Genomic DNA, 20,127 nt, shown 5'->3' with positions numbered 1-20,127 from the left:
TAAGTTTTGCAAATAATTTTATCAAAATAATTGGTTTTGATTATTTTACAGCTGTTTCTAGAATCGGTCTCATGTCAAACGCATAGAGACCGATAATGAATTCGCAGACCTTTTTGAACTGGATCGACGGCCGCTGGGTGGCGGGAGAAACGGTTGTCGAGAACCGCAGTCCGTCCGACACGAACGACCTGATCGGTTGCTACGCGCAGGCGACCAGCGCGCAAGTGCATGCCGCCATTTCGGCCGCAGCCGCGGCGCAACCCGTCTGGGCTGCGACCGGGCTCGAAAAGCGGCATGACGTGTTGCGGGCCATCGGCGATGAACTGATCGCCCGCAGTCAGGAACTCGGCCGTCAATTAGCGCGGGAAGAGGGCAAGACGTTCGCTGAAGGCGTCGGCGAAGTCTACCGTTCCGGGCAGTTCTTCCATTACTTCGCCGCCGAGGTGCTTCGTCAGTTAGGCGGGAAGGCCGATTCGGTCCGCGCTGGCATTGAGATCGATATCCAGCGAGAGGCGCTCGGTGTTATCGGCGTGATCACGCCCTGGAATTTCCCGATGGCAACCGCGAGCTGGAAAATCGCGCCTGCACTCGCGTTCGGTAATGCGGTGCTGTTCAAGCCAGCCAATCTGACGCCCGCCAGTGCCTGGGCGCTCACGGAAATTATCAGCCGCCAGGCGTTGCCTGCCGGGACTTTCAACCTGCTGATGGGCGCGGGCGCATCGGTCGGCAACGCGCTTGCTGCATCGCCATCGGTCAACGGCATTTCCTTTACCGGTTCGGTTGATACCGGCCGGCGCATCGCGGCCGTCGCCGCGCCTAATCTCATCAAGCTGCAGATGGAGATGGGCAGCAAGAACGCGCTTGTGGTGCTCGACGATGCGGACCTCGACCTCGCCGTCGAATGCGCGTTTCAGGGCGCGTATTCGGGCACGGGGCAAAAATGCACGGCCTCGTCTCGGCTGGTGGTGACGCACGCCATGCACCAGCCGTTCGTCGAACGGCTCACCGAAAAACTGCGCAGCGTGAAGGTGGGGCGCGCGCTCGACGAAGGCGTGCAGATGGGCCCGGTCGTCGATGCTCGCCAACTCGAACAGAATCTTCGGTACATCGCGATCGGCAAGCGCGAAGGCGCGCGGCTCGTGCATGGAGGTGAACATCTCGCGCAACCCGAACGCGCGTATTGCATGTCGCCGGCCTTGTTCGACGAAGGCCGCAACGACATGCAACTTAATCGCGACGAAGTGTTCGGTCCGATTGCCTGCGTGATCCCGGTGCGCGACTACGACGAGGCGCTGGCGGTTTCGAACGATACGCCGTTCGGTCTGACGGCGGGCATCGTCACGCAATCGCTCAAGCACGCCACGCATTTTCGCCGCCACGCCCAGGCGGGCTGCGTGATGGTGAATCTCCCGACCGCGGGAACCGACTATCACGTGCCATTCGGCGGTCGCAAGTCATCGAGCTACGGCCCGCGCGAGCAGGGTCCCAATGCAGCCGAGTTCTATACGACGCTGAAGACTTCTTACACGCGCGCCTGAACGGACGGGGAAACGCCATGAGCATCCATAACGCTTTGCTTGTAGTCGATGGCACGCAGTACTCGAACTGGAACCGGCAGATTTTTGAAGAGATGCGTGCCGGCGGAGTGGCCGCGGTCAATGCGACGATCGTCTACTGGGAGAATGCACGCGAAACGCTGTCGCGTATCGCCGAGTGGAACTTACTTTATGAGCGCCACAGCGACCTCGTGATGCCGGCGCGCACGATAGACGACGTCGCGCGTGCAAAGCGCGCCGGCAAGATCGCTATTCTCTACGGATTGCAAAACTGTTCGCCGATCGAAGACGACATCGGTCTCGTCGAGGTGTTCCGCGATCTCGGCGTGCGAACCATGCAACTGACGTATAACAACCAGAGCCTGCTTGCGACAGGCTGCTATGAATCGTCCGACAGCGGTGTCACGCGGTTTGGCCGCGCGGTAATCAAGGAAATGAACCGCGTCGGCATGATCGTCGATATGTCGCACAGCGCCGAGCGCTCCACGTTGGAGGCGATCGAGATTTCCGTGCAACCGATCGTGATCAGTCACGCGAATCCGAGCTTTTTTCACGAAGCCAAACGCAACAAATCTGACCACGTATTACGTGCTCTGGCGTCGCGCGGCGGCCTGGTCGGATTCAGCCTCTATCCTTTCCATCTGAAGAACGGCAGCCGCTGCACGCCCGGCGAATTCACCGACATGGTGGCGCGGACCGTCGATCTGGTCGGGATCGACCACGTCGGCATCGGCAGCGATCTGTGTCAGGGGCAGCCCTATAGCGTGCTCGAGTGGATGCGCAATGGCCGCTGGAGCAAGGAGACGGATTTTGGTGAAGGCAGCGCGAACAATGCCGCATGGCCCGAACCGGTCACGTGGTTCCGATCGAGCGCGGACTTTCCAAACCTGACGGCCGCGCTGGTGCACGCAGGTTTTGCCGAAGCCGATATCGCGAAGATCATGGGCGGCAACTGGATGCGGATTCTCCGTGACGCGGAAAACAGCCGTTACGCGACAGCGGCCGGGACGGGCGAAGCGCAACGCACGGCAACGGTCATGGCTTAACCGCAGCGCAGCCTCGTCACAACTATTCAAACGGCGCCGTTTTCTTACAACAACGTACTGGCGCCATAACGATTTATCCTCCTGGAGGAGACATGGAAATCCCAACCACGGCAAACATGGCAGCCAAAGGTCACCCAGCGGCGCATCGCAAAGGCGGCATCGACTGGCCCATTTTCTGGATCAGCGGCGGCTTCTTCCTGCTGTTCCTGATCGCCGCGCTGGTCAATCTGCCCTGGCTGACCACGGCGGTGGACACAGCCTTCACATGGGCCACCAAGGGCTTCGGGCTCTACTGGCAGGTGCTGATGCTCGCCACCTTCGCGGTCAGTCTCGGGATCGCGTTTTCGAAACTCGGGCGTGTGAAACTCGGCGGCATCGGGCAGACGCCATCCAATTCGACGTTCAACTGGGTGGTGATTATCATGTGCGCGTTGCTGGCCGGCGGCGGAGCTTTCTGGGCAGCCGCCGAGCCGTTGATGCATTTCGTCAACCCGCCTCCCTACTACGGGGTGGCAGGCAGGACCTATGCCGGCGGTGTCGCGGCACTCGCGCAATCGTTCCTGCACTGGGGCTTTCTCGCGTGGGCCGTGCTGGGTAGTCTGCTGAGCATCGTGTTGATGCATTTGCACTATGACAAGGGCTTGCCGCTTGCACCGCGTACGTTGCTCTATCCGTTGTTCGGTGCACGGGCGCTCAACGGCCCGATTGCAGCGATCGCCGATGCAACGTCGATCATTGCGGTTGCCGCGGGGACAATTGGACCGATCGGCTTCCTCGGTCTGCAGATTGCCTACGTGCTCCATTCCGTCTGGAACGTACCCGATACGATCACCACGCAGGCGCTCGTCATTCTTGCGGTCACGGCGATCTTCACGGCGGCTTGCATCGCTGGCCTCGAAGGGCTGCGCTTTGTCTGCAAGATCCACGTGTGGCTGATGCTCGGACTCGCGGCATTTCTTTACGCGTTCGGGCCGACCGAGTTTCTGACCACGGTCTTTTTCAAGGCGTTCGCCACGCACATTGTCGATTTCGCGCAGACCGCCATGTATCGCGGCGACGGCAAGTGGCTCAATTCATGGACGCTCTTCTATTGGGGCTGGTTCATCGGCTACGCGCCGATCATGGCGATCTACGTCGCGAAGGTGTCGCGCGGCCGCACGATCCGCGAAGTGGTGGTGCTGCTGTCGGTTGCCGCACCGCTGATCACGATGCTGTGGTTCACGCTGGTCGGTGGCACCGGAATCGGCATCGAACTGAAATCGCCCGGTGCGGTGATCGGCCATGGCACGCAGCCCGAGGCGCTGCTGCTAGGCGTTGCGCAGGCGATGCCGTTGCGTAACCTGATATCCGCGTTGTTCCTGTTTCTCAGCTTCTTCTCGGTGGTGACGAACGGCGGCTCGATGGCCTACACCATCGCGATGGCTGTGACTGGTGATCGCGGTGAGCCTGGGAACTGGCTGAAGATTTTCTGGGCGGTCGGCATGGGTCTGGTGGGTGCGGTGTTGATTACGATGGGCGCGGGTGGCGTGAGCGCGTTGCAGTCGTTCATTGTGATTACCGCCGTGCCTGTGTCGATCATCATTCTGCCTTCGCTGTGGGACGCGGTTCGCATCGCGCGCACGATGGCCGCAGAGCAAGGAGTGAAATGATGGCGCACGACGCGATCATGGAAGAACAACGTGACCACCTTGCGGGATTCGGCGAACCCGCGGACACCGCGGCGCTTCCCGGCGCACCGCTACGCAGTCCCGACATCACGAACCGTACCGAGCGTCTCGGCGCGATGCACGGTACCCGCTTGAGCTTCGTGCGTTCGCTCGTGCGACGGATGGCGCGTGACAACTGGCGGATCCGCGTCACGCACATGGATCTCGATGACAATGGCTACGGTGTCTGCATCTATACCATCGAAGCCTATGGCGAGCGCTACAGTCAGGTGATTTTCTCGCAGCATCTCGACGATGCCGAGCGGACCGACCGGGTCATCGCCCAGAAGTGGGACGTTACGTCAGCGCTGATCTGCGGCGTCCCCAGCGCCGCCGACATCGCGTATCTGCGCGGGAATGTGCCGTTGCAGGAAGCGGGACGTTTGCGTGCAAATGACCTCGTCTTGTGCCGCGCGAACAAGAGCGTGCGTAACTTCGGTTACGTGGCGGAGTGCCTCGCTGCGGGCCGGCAACCCGATCCCTCCGTTTTTGAGCGGGTGGGCTATCTGATCCGAACGACAGCGGTATACGGCAACGGCAAATTCGGCATTGCGGATTATCCGCGACTTGTCGATAGCCAGGCATTCAGCCGCGGCTTTTCAGCGCAGATGTGCGCCGTATTCGTGTTACGCGACTTTAGCGTAAGGCTGGTCGAACACGTCGCTGCGCGGCGTAATCCACGTGGGGCGGTCAAGCTCGCGCATAGTTTCCGGCGCTATCTCGGCGTGGGCAACGCAACCGGTCTCGGCATGGCGCCGTTTCTTGTGCGCCATCCGGTGCAGGTCGATCAGTGGATAGGTGCACGCGAAACCGCCCTGGCGCGCGTGCTGGCAGTTGAGCCAGTCGATCGGGAAGCCTTCGCACGTTGTATGGGATTGCTCGCCCGGGCGGCTTGCCATGTTGCGCAGGTTCACACCGATCACCCACCAGAAGCGGCGCGCAATGCGCGGATCCTCACGGAATTGCCGCGCCTCGAACGTGAACTTCAGATCGGCTACGAGCGAAAGGGTGTATTCCGCTGGAGCGAGTTGTTTGCATGGGCTGCCGAGCAGCTTTCCTGTGCGACGCAGGAAATCCTCGTTACCGTGTTACTCGAACTCTATCCAGACCTCGTGGATTCGATCGAATGCGCGGCACCGGTCGCCGATGCGCTGATCCTGAACCCCGACATGTGCGTCGGCGAATTGCTGCAACTCATTGAACGCGACTATCGATGGGCGCTGGCACAACCCGCCGCGCAACGGGACGACGATCATTTCTTCTGGTACAGATCGGCGGAGAAAGAGGAACCGAGGCTCGGCGTGCGTGCCGAGGAGGCGGGAGCGGAGCGGGAGTTACCGTTGGATATAGCGCGTCAGGTATTGCGTCTGTATGCGCAGTTGAACGCTGAAGCAGACAGCTCACGCAATGTCGCTGAGTTCGCCGGCGAGTTTGCCGGTTATCGCGCCATCGTGCGGCGGATTCAGACGCTCGCATCGCATGCCTACGGCGAAATCCGTCACAACCTGCTCGCGCGGGACATGCTGCCCATCGACCTGATGCGAGCCAAGCTGTCGATGTTCGGTGCGAGCAAGTTCGATCCGAAGTCGAATCTCTGGGTTCGGGTCACGCTGTTTCAGGGGGCGCCGACGCTCGACGATCTTGCGCCGGACATGATCGACGATTGGGCGTTTCCGTGTGTGCCTGGCGGAAGCGAGAGACGGAGCGCATAAACATGAAGATGGCGATCAACGAATTGAACTCGCTGTGCCGCAGCGCGCTGGAAGGCAGCGGCTGGGCACAAGGCGATTACGAAGACGCAGCGGATGCCGCCGTGTGGCTGCAGGCGATGGGGTTTGACGGCATGGACGCCATCGGCGGCCTGCTCGGCGTCGCGCGTCACGAGGATTACAGCGTCGACCCGGCGCTGCCGGGCGCGCGCGGCGCAAACGCGCAGCGCGCCAGTTCATCTTCTGGACTCGCAGGCTGTCTGCTGTCATTCGAACTGGCGTGGGCGAGGGCGACGCAGACGGGCGCGGCAACGGTGCGAATATCGAATGCATTGGCGCCGCGTTTGGCGGTCTACGGTCTGAAGGCGATGTGTACTCGCGGCCGCCGTTTCGATCTTTCCTGGACAGACCAGGCGGGCCTGCACTTCGCCACCACGTCAGGGCACGACGAATATCCAAGCTACCTGGGTTTCAGCACCCAGGCTGGCACAACGGCGCGGGAAATCGTCGTCTGCTGCATGGCACACGAGGATGCCTGCGAAACGCAACGGGCCACGGGCCAACATCTCGCGGGCGCGATCGATTCGGTGGAACTGGATGCGCGCTATCGCGACGCACTGTGGCGCGGCATCGAAGTGGATGCTTCGCAGGTCGACCGCCTGGTCGCGTGGAAGACCAGGGTGCTTGTCCCGGCAACGCAAGCGTCGCGAGAACACGGCGCGGGGGGCGCAGACGATGGATTCTGACCTGCACAACGCAGTAGCCGGTCACGTTACGGCAATCAGTACGGGGCTGCCGCAAAGCCCAAAGCAGCTCTTCGAGTGGGCGGTTTTCGGCAACGGTACGCTTTATACCGCGCAGATACCGGTGGGGCCAGATGGGGCGGTCGTAGCGGGTGGTATTGAGAAGCAGGCGCAACAGGTGTTTGGGAATCTGCTGCAGACACTCGCTTCGGCGGGGGCGTCGCATCGCGATGTCGCGCAGATTCTGATCTACGTGACGGATCGGGCCTGGTTGCCGGCTGTTAATGCGGCTTATCAGCAGTATTTTTCGCCGCCTTTCCCAAACCGGGCATCGTTCGTCGTGGCCGGCCTGGCTCGTGAGGACATGCTGGTGGAGATCGTGGCCTATGCTTGCGTGTCTTGGCGCTAGCCGTCATTCCGGACCGGATTCGTTCACGTCGTGCGGGCCGGCCGGCGTCCTTGGGTTCGATGCCATTAAAATTAAATTATTTCATTGGCATACTATGACGGAAACGCTGCGCAAGTTTGCACGTTCATGCAGAGACCCTTGTACTATACGGTTCAGCGGGAATCGGCCCGGGAGCCAGCGTGAGAGAGGCCGGCGTGTGAGCCGGCGCAAGGCGCGCCACATATTCCACGTAAAAACATGAACAATTTTATTCGACCCCCTGTTTTCTATCCGACCTCCGTCGTTTTCGTGGACGACAACGACAGCTATCTTGATGCGCTGCGCAGATTCTTTCCGGATATTTCCACCAATCTGTTTTTCACGCGCCCTCAAACCGCACTCGCTTTCATCCGCAAACATGCTCGCGAGGATTCGCTGGAGTTCACACCGGCGTCGGCCTGTCTGAGCGAGACTGGCCTGGAGCGGTTTGTCGAAAGCTCGGCCGAGCGGGACATCCTGACCCGGAATGCCCGATTCGCGGAGGTGGCCGCGGTTGTCGTCGATTACGACATGCCCGGGCTGAGCGGCGTCGAATTCCTGTCGTCCATATCCAATTTGCGGTGCGCGAAGGTACTCCTGACCGGCGTCGCGGATGAAACCGTCGCGGTCAAGGCCTTCAATGCCGGAATCGTCGATCTGTATCTGAGAAAAACGGACGCGGATGCCGCCAGCAGACTGGTTCATTTTCTGAAAGACGCCAAAGGCAGGCATTGTTCGGAGGCGGGCTGGTTGGGCTTGGGCGAAAACGGCACGACCTATTGCGATCCACGAACGAGGAAGGTTATCGACGCGGTGGTGGCCGCTGAAGGCATCGTCGAGTACTACTGGCGTCCGGAGCAGAATGCCATCCTGATGTTCGACCGTGCGGGCCACCCGAGCGTTTTCCTTGCATGGGCCGAGAACGACTGGATCTCCCAGGCGGAGATCGTGGCGGATGAGAGTGGGCCGGCGGATCTGTTGAGGCAAATGGCCGTGCGCGAGTCGATGCCTGTTTTCTGGCCGCATCTGGCTTTCCGTCCAGAAACGCACTACAGGACAATCAAGCCGCAAGCCATCCCGGACTGGGACGATGCTTTCTTTTGCTGGACCCGAATAGACCCGGCCGACGTGGGTTTGACCACGCAGACGTTTGCGCAATGGCGCAGTGACCGGAATCAGCCACCTCGCGGATAACGGGTCGGCCCCGTCGCGTACGCCACTATAACAATGCCGGAATAGACCAACGATTGCAGACACATTGAGCTACATGTACGCCATTCCGACTGCCTTTGTGTCTGCGCTGTTCGTGGTGTTCGGCCTTTACGTACTCATCGCACAAGGCGTGACGCATCAGTCAGCGCCATTTCTTTTGATGTGCGCGGCGACATCTGCGTGGCAGGGCACGTGGACTTTGTTCTGGGCGGCAATATCGAATGCATGTCGATGCGCGGCGCGCGCACCACGTTCACCGTGCGCTTGCCGGTATCTGGCTCGCCAGCGGACCGCGCACTGAGGCAAGCGCCGGCGCGTTCCTGGCACCGACGTCAGGGGTGACAGTTAAGGGTGGAGGCGAGTGGTATCACCGCCCGCATGCGCGAGTAGTTGACAGGCTAATGTCTGCGCCGCCTCCTTTGACGCAACGATCTCCATCGCCACGCCGAATGCCTTTGCCGCCAGCGCGGACTGCACCTTTAAAGCGGTACGTTTGACGGCATCCGGCTCAATGGCGACCACGGCCTTGCACAGGTCGCCGAGTCCATGCTTGTTGCGCTTGAGCCAAAGACCTCTTGTCTTCCGGTCATCGTGTGTCTCATCCGGTTGGCCCTCCTCAAAAATGATCACAAAAGGCTTTTCGCCCTTGAGCAGCGCGTCCATTTCGTTTTCCCATTGCGGCGCGTAGCCGGGTTGAATGGCGGAGCGGCGTGACCATACGACCGGAAAACTTTCCACGTCATGCACGATGAAACGGTTGGCTGATTCCATGGTTCTTTCTTTCATGCTTCGTGAATGGTGGCCGCGCAGAACAGGCGGCGCGCGCCGTCGTTGGACGCGCTGATCGCGGCTTGCGCCCACTCGCGCATCGCGATTTCGTATCTGGAGACGGCTTGACGCAGGTCCGGCCCGTTCGCCGCCGCGCGGGCGAGCACTGCGGCGTCCCGCAGCGCGGTGTTGGCACCGACGCCGCCAGCAGGACTCATCGCATGGATCGCGTCGCCGAGCAGCGTTACGGGACCGGGGCGCCATGTCGCGATTGCCCGCGGTGAGCTGCGGACCGGCAGTATCGTGAGGGTATTGGCATCACCCCGTGCGAACAGCGTACGAAGCCGGGGGTGCCAAGTTCGAGTGATCGCTTCAATGAGCGCCGTCAGGTGGGCCTGATCGGGCAACCCGGTCACGCTCACGCCCAGACTGGCACGCGGGCCGATGAACGCCCAGTAAAGGTAATCATCGACCGGGTTGAGCCGGCATGCGGGTGCAAGCCTTGCCGCGAGGACAGGCAGCGGCTCTGGAAACAGCACCGGATCGAGAATCACCGCGAAGCCATCGGCGAAGATCACGGATGTCCCCGTGCACAATGCCGCGCCGATGCTGTCCCGGAGCGCTGTCGTGGCAGCGGTTTTGCCATAGATGCAGACCGCGCCGGTATCGACCGGCTCTGCTGCGGGCGCGAGCTGCCCGCGCACAACCGAGTTAACGCCATCGGCGCCGACCAGCAAGGTCGAAATCCGCTCTTCGCCGTCGTCGAACTGGACGCGTACTTCGCCGTCTCCAACGCGCTCGAAGCGGCGGAATGCTTGGCCAAAATGCACCCGGTCCTCTATGCCGCACAAGAGGATCTCCCTCAAGGTCTGCCGGTTAGCGCTGAGGTCGTGCGCCTTGGGTTGCGGGTCGCTTTCGACGGCTGCCGTGCGCCAGCCTCTGGCTGGCCGGCCCTCGATCTGCTCAAGGTCGCAATTCAGGAACTGGACGCTTCTGGCGCCGCCGCAGCTTTGCCGGAATAACGCGTGGAGGTTCGCAGGCAAGCACTGCGATAGCGCCTCCTGCCCATCGGCGTCGATCCTGATCCGATACCCCTGGCCGCGGCTGGTGGCTGCCGCGTCCCGCTCATAAACATCGAAGGCGATTCCCGCCCGCTTGAAACCTTGCGCGAGGCATAACCCGCCCAGCCCCGCACCGATAATCGAAACATGCGCCTGCTGCATCCGTCTTCCCCGTTGGATCAGGAGCGGCCATTCCACTCCTCGGATGCTCAAGGTTAACCGTCAACCGTGGTAGCCTGATAATTACATTGGGACGATAAACAATGAAAGATGGCCAATTTCGAGCGGGGGAAGTGAGCGCATGTCAGATCAGAGCGATCGCCCGGACGGTCCAGCGCTTTTTGCGTTCTGGGGCACTGATGAGCCTGAAAACGAGTTCCGGCTTGGAACCCGGGAATACGATTGGCACCGCCACGTGCGAGGGCAACTCTTCTGCATCGAAAGCGGGCTGGTCCGCGTTCGCACCGCGCGCGGGTCGTGGCTGCTGCCGCCACATTGCGCTGGCTGGATTCCGCCCGGCGTCGATCACAAGGCGAGCGTGAGCGGGGCGTTGAGCGGTTGGGGTGTGATGCTAAGACCGGACGTGGCCGCCGTCCTGCCTGAAGAGCCATGCGTCATCGGCGTCAGCGAGATGCTGCGCGCGCTTGTACGCCGGGCGGCAAGCTGGACCAACAGCGACCCTCTGCAGCCCGAGCAGGAACGCCTCGTTGCGGTGCTGCTCGACGAAATCCGTCTCTCTCGACACGAAGTGCTCCATCTACCGATGCCGGCCGAGCGGCGGCTCCTCGCGATAGCCAACCTTCTGATCGAGCATCCGGAAGACGGGAGAACGTTTGCCGAGCTTGCGCTGTGGGCCGGCCTCTCGGCGCGAACTGCGCGCAGGCACTTCGTTGCGCAGACCGGCATGAGTTTCGTGCAATGGCGCCAACAGGCCCGCCTCGCGCTGGGGCTCGAAAGGCTCGCAAACGGGGAGGCCGTCGCGGGTGTAGCCGAGGCACTCGGCTACGCGACACCGAGCAATTTCATTGCGATGTTCCGCAAGGCGTTCGGTGAGTCACCGGGCCGCTATTTCGCGAGGCGTGACAATCTGGGTAGGGGCGTGAGCGTGGGTGTGCAAGGGAAAAGCAAACTCTTCGGCTAGTCGTTCACGTCGGACCTTGACCGGCTACCGAATTGCTGTGCAACAGGTCAGAGGATGATCATCTTGCCGGCAAGGCCCCATCGCATTGTCAGTTAGCAGGGCAAAGTGATTTCAAGTAGCAAAAACCGGCCGCTTCCGCGAAGTCTGGGAGCCGCCAGATTGCGCCGTTGACTCCCCATGAGCCTTCCGTGACATCGTGCACGATCACGGATCGTTACTTCACTTGGTTCCCGTCAGCATCAAAATGTAGGTGATTGTCGAGACAATGATGACGCCTACACCGATAAGGATCTTCGTGTTGTTGAACTCAACGAGGCCAAATACGCAAATGGCGATGCCAAACACCGCCATCAAGGTGCCAATCGCCGCGAGCACGACTCGCACTTTGCTCCCGGTTGTTTCCTCCGGATCTTCACTTACTTCCAACTGGTCAGGTTTCATGTTGAATCCTTCCGCGATACGAGCGCGCGGCCTCGAGCCATCAACGACCGGCGGGGGAGATTCTGCGGGCAATCTGGGCCCCCTGCGCGCCAGTACTTTCATTGTAGGAAGTTTGCCTTACACATCAATACGCGTTGTGCCTGCCGTGAACCGGCGCCGGATTTCCTCGGCTGCACCGTTCTGAAGCCGGGTTTGGCTGAGCCTGTGCCATAGCCCCCATCCGGCAATGGCGGGTACGATCGCGTTTTGTAATAAGCTACACAGCATGCAGAGCAATCAGTCCGTCCCCGCCGTCAATGCCATGGTGTTCGCCGAGAGTCTTCGGGAAGCCGGCACGGATGCATTCTCGAGCGCCGTACTCGCGGCGCTGAACACGTTCGTCGCCGTGGATCACTGCACGCTGGTCAACGTGGCCGGTCAAACTGCGACGATGGCCGGTGCCGCCAGTCGCGATTCGCGGCCCGACGCGCTCAGGCTCACGGAAGCGTACGTCGGCGGATACTTCCTGCAGGATCCACTCGTGCGCGAGGAAACCTCGCTGACTGTACCGAGGCGCGCCGATCCGACGGTTCGATCGGTGAAGATCGACGAAGCCTCCAATGCGGAGTACTTCGAGCGCTTTTTCGCAAGGCCGGCGATTTCAGACAAGCTGTCCGTCGTCGTGCCAGGGGCGGGCACCATCTCGTTCCTCAATCTGTACAAGTCGACGAGGCAAGGACGTTTCGACGCGCGCGAGAAAGCGGCCATCTCGTCGATTGGCGATTTTCTGGCGGCGCTGACCGACACGCATAACCGCCTGTCGGCGGCGCTGCCTACGCCCGCCGTGGCGCCGGAACTTTGGCAGCGCTGGCAGACGCTGCTATCCGATCGGGAAAAATCCGTCGCGCGGATGCTAGGGCGCGGCGAAACGGCCAAAACCGTCGCCGCAGCGCTCAACCTGTCACCCACCAGTGTCATTACTTACAAGAAGCGCGCCTTTGCCAAGCTGGGCATTGCCAAGCAAAGCGAACTCGTCGCGCTCGTCACGCTGCTAGGGTAAGCACCGATCCCGCCAGCGGCCTGTGTCCTCTTTCATGAGGACAGACGGCCAGCCCGGCACTTTCTAGACTACGTCTTCAACCAACCGCGCCTCTTTGTCAGGCCGGTGCCTCTGGAGACAGTCATGCCCATCGTCCTTTCAGGCGTCGTTCAAGGCCTGCATCATTTCGCGTGGCGTTGCCGCGATGCCGAAGAAACGCGGCATTTCTACGAAGACATTCTGGGCCTGCCGCTCGTCCATCTGATTCGCAACGACCATGTTCCGAGTACTGGCGAGTACTGCCCGTACGTGCACATCTTCTTCGCAATGGCGGACGGTTCGTTCATCGCCTTCTTCGACCTCGGCGACGACACCGCTGCCGCGCCTTCACCCAATACACCAGGCTGGGTCAATCACATCGCGTTACGCGTCGATTCCCCAGCCGAGTTGCGCCGGATGAAAGCCCATTTGCAGGAGCAGGGCGTGGAGGTACTGGGCGTGACCGATCATCACATCATCGAATCGATCTATTTCTTCGACCCCAACGGTATCCGTCTGGAACTGACGACACCAACGGTCAGCGAAGCCGTGATGCGGGAGCACGCGAAAGAAGCGCACGCGCAGTTGCGCGCGTGGAGCAGCGAGAAGCGACTGCGTACGGAAGGTGCCGCGCAGGGGGCCGCGCAATGAGTCCCTCCACTCTCAAACTCGTCACGATCGACGTTCGTCCCGGCGCCACGATGGAAAGCCAGTCGGGTCTGCAAAATCTGCGGCCCCGTATCTATGGGGCGATGTCCACACCGGCGGACGGCAACCGCAACGTCGCCGCGATCGTCATGCATCCCACCAGCAATTTTATGGGGCATTATCTGCTGCAGCCGCTTGCTGAGCGTGGCATCGCCTGTCTCGGCCTCAATTCGCGCTATGCCGGCAACGACGCGATGCTGCTCATGGAACAGGTGATTCAGGATCTCGGCGCGGGCGTGGCATGGTTGCGCGAGCAGGGCTACCGGAAAGTCGTACTGATCGGCAACTCAGGCGGGGCAGCGCTGTGCAGCTTCTATCAGGCCCAGGCTGAAAATCTCACGGCGACACGATTTGCCGACGGCCTGCCCACGCATCTGATGCGCGAAGACCTGCCGCCGGTGGACGCGATCATGCTGTCCGCCGCGCATGCCGGCCGCTCACGGCTGATCGCGCAATGGCTGGACCCGTCGGTGATCGATGAAAGCGATCCGCTTTCCACCGATCCGCAATGGGATCTCTATAGCGGTGTGGCGGCGCCGTTTTCGGCGGAGTTCGTGGCGTCGTTTCGCGCCGCGCAGCTAGCGCGGCGGGATCGCATCGAGCAATGGGTGCTGCAGCGTCTGCGCATGTTGCGGGTCACGCCAGGCTCACCACAGGACCAGACCTTCCTGGTCTATCGAACGCATTCGGATCCGCGCTTTCTCGATCTGTCGCTCGACGCCAACGATCGCGTGGCCGGCTCGATCTGGGGCGACGCCCGCACCGTCAACTACGCGGCAAACGCAATGGGGCGTTTCAACACGTTGCGCTCGTGGCTGTCGCAATGGTCGTCACGCTCGCAGGCCGACGGGCCGGACAACCTCGCGAAAACCAGCGTGCCGGTGCTGCTCATGACCCACACCGCGGACGGTTCGACGTTCCCCAGCACCGCTAAAGCATGGCGGGATGCAGCGCGCGAGCGTCTAACGGAAGTGGCAGTGCAGGGCGGGAACCATTATCTTGCCGGTCAGCCCGACCTTGTTCGTTTCACCGCGGACACGTTTAGGGATTGGCTCGGCCAGCAGTCCTTACTGAATACTCACTGAAGATCGGGAGCGCTGAAAAATGGAATCGATCGGACCGTTCCGCTACCGGAAATACGCGTCGCCGTTGCCATCTCTGGAGGGCGGCCGCGATGTCACGCGGCATCAGGTGGCCATTTGCGGCGGCGGCCCCGTGGGACTGGCAACAGCGTTAGGTCTGGCCCGTTATGGCGTACCGTCCGTGGTGCTCGAAGCCGATGACACCGTCTGCATAGGGAGCCGCGCCGCATGCGTGTCGCGCCGCAGCCTGCAGATCCTCGAGCGTCTCGGCGTGCTCGACGCGGTGCTGCAGAAGGGCCTCGCGTGGACCTCGGGCCGCAGTTTCTACCGGCAAACGGAAGTCTTCAGGTTTGACATGCCGTACGACGAAAACCAGAAACTGCCGCCGATGGTGAACCTGCAGCAGTACTACATCGAGCAGTTTCTAGTCGACGAAATCACGACGAACTATGCCGATCTGATCGACATCCGTTGGGGCAGTCAGGTCACCGGACTGACGACGGGCGCGGACGGTTCGACCTCGCAGGTGGAACATCCCGAAGGAACCTACACGCTCGACGCAGCGTGGCTGGTTGCCTGTGATGGCGGGCAGAGCTTTGTGCGCAAACAGCTCGGCTTGCCACTGGTGGGGGCGGCCTACGAAGGGAAGTACGTGATCGTCGATATCGAACTTGAGAGCCCCGAGCCCGCGGAGCGGCGTGCGTGGTTCGATCCGCCGTCCAATCCGGGCTGGACAATGCTGCTGCACAAGCAGCCCGACAATCTCTGGCGTATCGACTACCAGGTGCCGGACGATACCGACATCGACATGGCGATCACACCCGAGGCCGTCACGCCTTATGTGCAAAAGCAGCTTGAGTTGATCGGCCAGGCGCATCTGCCATGGAAGCTCGTGTGGACGAGCGCGTACCGGGCAGGCGCGATGTCGCTCGAGGGCTATCGTCACGGCCGCATTCTGTTCGCCGGCAATGCCGCGCATGCCATGCCGATTTTCGGTGTGCGGGGACTCAACTCCGGTTTCGACGATGCGGACAACCTCGCGTGGAAGCTGGCCGCGATGCTGCGGGGTTGGGGTGGCGATGCGCTGCTGGACAGTTACAGCGCTGAGCGGGTCCACGCGTTTCGCGTCAATGCAAAGAATGCGATGCGCAGCACGGAGTTCATGGCGCCGCCGTCCCGAGGCTATTCGCTGATGCGCGAGGCGGCGCTGTCGCTGGCCGAACGGCATCGCGACATCGCGAAGCTCGTCAATCCGCGGCAAACGAGTGCGATCGACTACACCGATTCGCCACTGTCGAGCGGCGCGGGTTTGCCGCGCGGCCCACGCCTTGGGCACCTGATTGCCGATGTTCCGGTGACGGGAAGCCGGGGAGAGCGGTTCCTGTCCGATGTAGAGGGGCAACATTTCACGCTACTCGTGTTCGGACACGGATGCGACGATCTGACTGGGTTGACGCGAACTGAAGCGGTGCCGGTACGCGTGGTGCAGGTGCAGTTCGACGCTACCGCGCCACTGTCTGCGTGGTCGGGCACGCGCGTCCTGACGGATTGCACGGGTGCGCTCGCGGCGACCCATGGCGCACGCGACGCAGACGTATGGCTCGTGCGTCCCGACGGTCATCTATGCGCTGCGTGGAACAGCCCGTCCGTTGCGATGGTCCGCACAGCTTTGCGGCATGCGAGCAGCGCTCCGCTCGATGCCCAGTTCACTCAGACGGAGGACCTTCATGCCGATGCTTGAAGACAGCGAGCGCGACGAGCTCTACACGGCGTGCTGCGAGGCGATCAGTTCGGTCGGGCTTGAGCGCGAGAGTCTGATGCTGGCACGACTGGCACTACTACTGATGGAAGAAGTCGGCGATATCAGTCGGTGCAGACAGGCGATCCGGGCCGCAACCGAGTCGGTTCCGCTGCCCAGTTTGTCGAAACATTAGAACAGGTCCGAAGAGACTTCCATCAGGCAAGACAGGAGACAAAACATGCAAACCCAATCAGACGTTCCCGCGCCCGACGCGGAGCAGAAGCTCTACCGCAAGGTCGCTTTACGTATCGTTCCGTACCTGTTCGTCGCCTACGTCGTGGCGTTTCTCGATCGCGTCAACATCGGCTTTGCTCAACTCCAGATGAAAGGTGATCTGGGCTTCAGCGACGTCGTCTACGGACTCGGCGCCGGCGTATTCTTCCTTGGCTATTTTCTCTTCGAAGTGCCGAGCAATCTTGTGTTGCAACGCATCGGTGCGCGTCGCACATTTGTGCGCATTATGGTGTGCTGGGGCCTGGTGTCAGCTTGCATGGCATTCGTGAAAACGCCCTCCATGCTATACGCGATGCGCTTTTTGCTCGGCGCATTTGAAGCGGGCTTCTTCCCGGGGATCATCCTGTATCTGACGTTCTGGTTTCCGGCTTCGCGCAGGGCCACCGTGACGTCATGGTTATTCGTTGCTGTAGCGATCGCAGGCGTACTCGGCGGTCTCGTGTCCGGCACGATCATGCAATACACGGGGGGCATGAGCGGGCTGGCTGGGTGGCAATGGCTGTTTATCATCGAGGGCGTGCCGGCGATCGGACTCGGGGCGCTCGCCTGGTGGGTGCTTGAGGATTCGCCGGCAAAGGCACGGTGGCTCACCGACGATGAGAAGCGTCGTCTGCAGGCTGCACTGGATGCGGACGAGCAGGCCAAGCGTCACGTAGCGTCCGGATCATTCCGCGAGGCGCTGCGTAACCCGCGCGTTTATCTGCTATCGGCGGTCTATTTCACGCTGACATGCGGCACGATGGCCGTGAGCTTCTGGCTGCCCGCGTTGATCAAAGGGGCGGGCGTGACCGATATGCTGCACGTGGGCTTGTACAGCGCAATTCCCTACGGAATCGGGGCGGTTGGCATCGTGCTGATGTCGCGTCATTCAGACCGGTATCGCGAACGGCGCGTGCATTACGCGGTATGCGCGATCGGTGGCGGACTTGCTTTGTCGATGCTGGCTTTGACCACCGGCAGTCTCGCGTCGCTGATCTGCCTGCTGAGCGTGGCGGTCGTCCTGACATTTTCGGCGCTACCGATTTTCTGGTCGATTCCGCAGGAGTATTTATCCGGAAGCGGCGCGGCAGGTGGCGTTGCGCTGATCAGCAGTCTCGGGCAACTCGGCAGCTTCTTTAGCCCGACCATGATCGGCTGGATCAAGACTACGACCGGCAAACTCGACAACGGCCTCTATTTGCTAGCAATGCTGCTGATTGCCGGTGGCGTGACCTTGTACTTTGTGCTGGCCGACGCTCGTCAGCCCGTGCAGGAACCTGCTTAGCCAATGCCGCGTTGAGCCGGGTTATCGTGGGGTGATGTGAGCAGCCGGATGGAAATCCAGGACGAGCGTGATGTAGAGGAGGGCGGCGAAGACGCCAGCCAGCGTGCCGAACACGTCTCGCGCGCCCGCGCCGCGTCGGAACTGGATCGGAATTCCCACCAGCAGGTACGCGATCGAAAACACGATGGCGACCATCAAGGGCGGGGGCGCGAGTGAGACAACGAAGTCGGCCAATGCGCGCATGCGCTAACCTTGGAGAAGTCCGGAACAGCCGCTTTCCGTCCGCGGTGAGTTCCGGTGATTCATACGGCGGAGCCACTGCCCGTCGGGCAAAGCGCCAGTCCGCGCGATTCTGCGAGCAAGAACCCCGTTAATGAAGCTGGGCGACCAACGCGTCCGCCCCCTTGTCGAGGCCAGTCTTCGCTGCACTCAATGAACCGAAGGCCGCCGGCAGGTTCATCGCATTGGGATATTGCTTGGAAACGTACGCCTTCAGCAGTTGGCCACTGGCGCCGTCATAGACTTCCACGGCATAGGAAACCGAACCGCTGAACGCACCCTGGCCGCCGCGGATCGACTGCACGCCGTTATAAAGATTGCCTGCAAGGTCGAAATGCATGAACTGTCCAACAAGCGTCGTGGTCGTTTCGGCGCCCGTCAGTGTCAGCTTGATCCGCAGCGTGTTAGGGCCGGGCTGCTGCGCAACACTGAACTTTGTCGCCAGTTTTTCAGAAAACGTCTTTGCCATGTAATCGGCAAGCGCGGCGCGGTCCGCGCTTTTCATGTCGCCGAACTGGTTGTCATTGCCCTGATAGACGACCACCGGATCCAGCACGAGCTGCGTGTAGCGCGACCAGACCACAGGAGCCGCGTATTTGTAGGGCACCTTGCCTGAATCGTCGCCGCGGTTCTGCGTCAATTGCGACGAAGAGGTAATGCCCGCATAGGCGACCGGCTGCACACCCGCGCACGCGGTCAAGGTCAGTACCGCTGCGGCGGTGACAAGCAGCGGGACGAGGTTTTTCTTCAGCATGTTGCGTTCCTTGAAGGGCAAATCAGGGGTCGGGAGGTGTTCTGTCCGGGGCAGGACCGATGAGGCCGAACAGTAGCACCGTCGTTATTATTTGTAAACCGTCTATCCGGCTTGTTTATGATGGTTTCGGCACGGTACAATTCCACTCTTCAGCGCGAACCCTGTTGCGCCGACGGTTTGCGAGACTGCTCGCAGACCCCGATTCACTGCATTGAATTGCTTGCCAAATACCCTGGCTACGCGGCCGTTATCGGTCCAGCGCGGCAATCATCGCGAATTCATCAATATCGATAATGGATAACCAGACCCGTTCGGAGATGTCCCGCAGAAGGGCGATTGAAGCCGCTTTCACCATCCTCACCCGGGAAGGTGTCGGTGGACTGACGTTCGATTCGTTGGCGCGTGAAAGCGGCATTAGTAAAGGCGGATTGCTGCATCAGTTCCGCACCAAGCACGGCGTGCTTTGCGCGCTGCTGGAACATCAGCGGCAGCAGTTCGAGCAATTTGCGCGCGACTATATGACCAAGGACGGTGCGTCGAAGGCCGAACCGACCCTGGCATCCCAGATTGCGATTTATCGGGAGTCCGTCAATCAGCCGCATTCCGTGGCACGGGCCATTCTCGCCGCGATTGTCGAGAATCCAGCCTTGCTGGAAGACATGAGAACGCCTGACACAGCGAAAATGAAGGCAATGCAAGATGACGCGGCCGACCCGGATTTGTCGTTGTTGCGATACTTTGCTGCCAGCGGACTCGCATTTCACGCCCTGTTGGGATTGTCGCCGTTGGGTGATTCGGATCGCAACAGGCTGTTCGACCGTCTCCTCGACGAAGAGAGCTGGCAGGCTCAGAGGGCGGCGCCAAAACGCCGTAAACGGTCGGCAGGCTGACCCCCAACGCATCAAGGCCGAAGCGGCCGACTGGGAACGGGTGATGTTGCAGTGAGCAACAGCACCATTCACGACGCTCAAAGCTGTTAAGCGTCGTGTGCGCTTGAATATTCGGTGTCCATAAGGAGTCCACCACGCCCGGTGGCTTGATCGCGACGGACGGCCCGCTTTGGTAGCAGCGTTGCGCGAGTCCGAGTCACAAACAAACCGTCTATCCGGTTTACATGTTTAAATTGCGGTGTTAGGCT

20 protein-coding genes are annotated in these 20,127 nt (G+C 61.1%); 15 read left to right on the top strand and 5 right to left on the bottom strand.

Going from position 1 to position 20,127, the window contains the following annotated elements; translation table 11 throughout:
• Positions 1-95 precede the first annotated feature (95 nt).
• The 7 genes from PQQ96_RS19410 (at position 96) to PQQ96_RS19380 (ending at position 8,381) form a co-directional block, all read left to right on the top strand.
• Positions 96-1,538 (top strand): aldehyde dehydrogenase family protein, encoded by a 1,443-nt coding sequence (locus PQQ96_RS19410; protein WP_408295120.1) that lies wholly within the window; start codon positions 96-98, stop codon positions 1,536-1,538.
• Positions 1,539-1,555: 17 nt separating this feature from the next.
• Complete coding sequence (locus PQQ96_RS19405; protein WP_408295117.1) at positions 1,556-2,602, top strand: dipeptidase; 1,047 nt, start codon at positions 1,556-1,558, stop codon at positions 2,600-2,602.
• A gap of 92 nt (positions 2,603-2,694) precedes the next feature.
• Positions 2,695-4,251, top strand: coding sequence for a BCCT family transporter (locus tag PQQ96_RS19400; RefSeq protein WP_408295114.1), 1,557 nt, complete (start codon positions 2,695-2,697; stop codon positions 4,249-4,251).
• Positions 4,248-6,020 carry a hypothetical protein gene (locus PQQ96_RS19395; RefSeq protein ID WP_408295111.1) on the top strand — a complete coding sequence of 591 codons (1,773 nt, stop codon included), beginning with the start codon at positions 4,248-4,250 and terminating at the stop codon, positions 6,018-6,020. Before PQQ96_RS19400 ends, PQQ96_RS19395 begins: the two co-directional genes overlap by 4 nt.
• 2 nt (positions 6,021-6,022) lie before the next feature.
• Positions 6,023-6,763, top strand: coding sequence for a DUF3726 domain-containing protein (locus PQQ96_RS19390; RefSeq protein WP_408295108.1), 741 nt, complete (start codon positions 6,023-6,025; stop codon positions 6,761-6,763).
• On the top strand, positions 6,753-7,169 hold the full coding sequence (locus PQQ96_RS19385; RefSeq protein WP_408295105.1) for a RidA family protein: 417 nt from the start codon (positions 6,753-6,755) through the stop codon (positions 7,167-7,169). Before PQQ96_RS19390 ends, PQQ96_RS19385 begins: the two co-directional genes overlap by 11 nt.
• Before the next feature lie 237 nt (positions 7,170-7,406).
• Positions 7,407-8,381: a response regulator gene (locus tag PQQ96_RS19380; protein WP_408295102.1), complete on the top strand. Its 975-nt coding sequence runs from the start codon at positions 7,407-7,409 to the stop codon at positions 8,379-8,381.
• A 363-nt stretch (positions 8,382-8,744) separates the two neighbouring features.
• Here PQQ96_RS19380 and PQQ96_RS19375 read toward each other — a convergent pair whose 3' ends face one another.
• Positions 8,745-9,170, bottom strand: a complete 426-nt coding sequence (locus PQQ96_RS19375) for a hypothetical protein (RefSeq protein WP_408295099.1) — start codon at positions 9,168-9,170, stop codon at positions 8,745-8,747.
• An 11-nt stretch (positions 9,171-9,181) separates the two neighbouring features.
• Positions 9,182-10,390 carry an FAD-dependent oxidoreductase gene (locus PQQ96_RS19370; RefSeq protein WP_408295096.1) on the bottom strand — a complete coding sequence of 403 codons (1,209 nt, stop codon included), beginning with the start codon at positions 10,388-10,390 and terminating at the stop codon, positions 9,182-9,184.
• A gap of 139 nt (positions 10,391-10,529) precedes the next feature.
• On the opposite strand from PQQ96_RS19370, the gene PQQ96_RS19365 reads away from it, so the two are divergent.
• The gene (locus tag PQQ96_RS19365) at positions 10,530-11,369 is read left to right on the top strand and encodes an AraC family transcriptional regulator (protein ID WP_408295094.1); all 840 of its coding nucleotides are present in this window, start codon (positions 10,530-10,532) and stop codon (positions 11,367-11,369) included.
• 219 nt (positions 11,370-11,588) lie between these two features.
• Here the strand turns inward: PQQ96_RS19365 and PQQ96_RS19360 are convergent, their stop codons facing one another.
• Complete coding sequence (locus tag PQQ96_RS19360; RefSeq protein ID WP_408295091.1) at positions 11,589-11,810, bottom strand: DUF2964 family protein; 222 nt, start codon at positions 11,808-11,810, stop codon at positions 11,589-11,591.
• A 265-nt stretch (positions 11,811-12,075) separates the two neighbouring features.
• On the opposite strand from PQQ96_RS19360, the gene PQQ96_RS19355 reads away from it, so the two are divergent.
• From PQQ96_RS19355 to PQQ96_RS19330, 6 genes are all read left to right on the top strand, one after another.
• Positions 12,076-12,849: a helix-turn-helix transcriptional regulator gene (locus tag PQQ96_RS19355; RefSeq protein WP_408295088.1), complete on the top strand. Its 774-nt coding sequence runs from the start codon at positions 12,076-12,078 to the stop codon at positions 12,847-12,849.
• Between the two features lie 123 nt (positions 12,850-12,972).
• Positions 12,973-13,518 (top strand): VOC family protein, encoded by a 546-nt coding sequence (locus PQQ96_RS19350; RefSeq protein ID WP_408295085.1) that lies wholly within the window; start codon positions 12,973-12,975, stop codon positions 13,516-13,518.
• Positions 13,515-14,660 carry an alpha/beta hydrolase gene (locus tag PQQ96_RS19345; protein ID WP_408295082.1) on the top strand — a complete coding sequence of 382 codons (1,146 nt, stop codon included), beginning with the start codon at positions 13,515-13,517 and terminating at the stop codon, positions 14,658-14,660. The genes PQQ96_RS19350 and PQQ96_RS19345 overlap by 4 nt, the downstream gene beginning before the upstream one ends.
• A gap of 19 nt (positions 14,661-14,679) precedes the next feature.
• Positions 14,680-16,398, top strand: a complete 1,719-nt coding sequence (locus PQQ96_RS19340; RefSeq protein ID WP_408295079.1) for an FAD-dependent monooxygenase — start codon at positions 14,680-14,682, stop codon at positions 16,396-16,398.
• Positions 16,385-16,591, top strand: coding sequence for a DUF2783 domain-containing protein (locus tag PQQ96_RS19335; protein WP_408295076.1), 207 nt, complete (start codon positions 16,385-16,387; stop codon positions 16,589-16,591). The genes PQQ96_RS19340 and PQQ96_RS19335 overlap by 14 nt, the downstream gene beginning before the upstream one ends.
• A gap of 45 nt (positions 16,592-16,636) precedes the next feature.
• Positions 16,637-17,956, top strand: a complete 1,320-nt coding sequence (locus tag PQQ96_RS19330; protein WP_408295073.1) for an MFS transporter — start codon at positions 16,637-16,639, stop codon at positions 17,954-17,956.
• Positions 17,957-17,977: 21 nt separating this feature from the next.
• On the opposite strand, the gene PQQ96_RS19325 is transcribed toward PQQ96_RS19330, so the two are convergent.
• Positions 17,978-18,199 (bottom strand): hypothetical protein, encoded by a 222-nt coding sequence (locus PQQ96_RS19325; protein WP_408295070.1) that lies wholly within the window; start codon positions 18,197-18,199, stop codon positions 17,978-17,980.
• Between the two features lie 127 nt (positions 18,200-18,326).
• Positions 18,327-18,989: a DUF3313 domain-containing protein gene (locus PQQ96_RS19320; protein WP_408295067.1), complete on the bottom strand. Its 663-nt coding sequence runs from the start codon at positions 18,987-18,989 to the stop codon at positions 18,327-18,329.
• 293 nt (positions 18,990-19,282) lie between these two features.
• Between PQQ96_RS19320 and PQQ96_RS19315 the strand changes: the two genes are divergently transcribed.
• Positions 19,283-19,879, top strand: a complete 597-nt coding sequence (locus PQQ96_RS19315) for a TetR/AcrR family transcriptional regulator (protein ID WP_408295064.1) — start codon at positions 19,283-19,285, stop codon at positions 19,877-19,879.
• Positions 19,880-20,127: the final 248 nt, after the last annotated feature.

It is taken from the genome of Paraburkholderia sediminicola (assembly GCF_046027825.1).
Lineage (GTDB): Bacteria > Pseudomonadota > Gammaproteobacteria > Burkholderiales > Burkholderiaceae > Paraburkholderia > Paraburkholderia sediminicola_D.
Note: the sequence above shows the minus strand (reverse complement) of the source record. Positions and strands in the feature narration are given on the sequence as shown.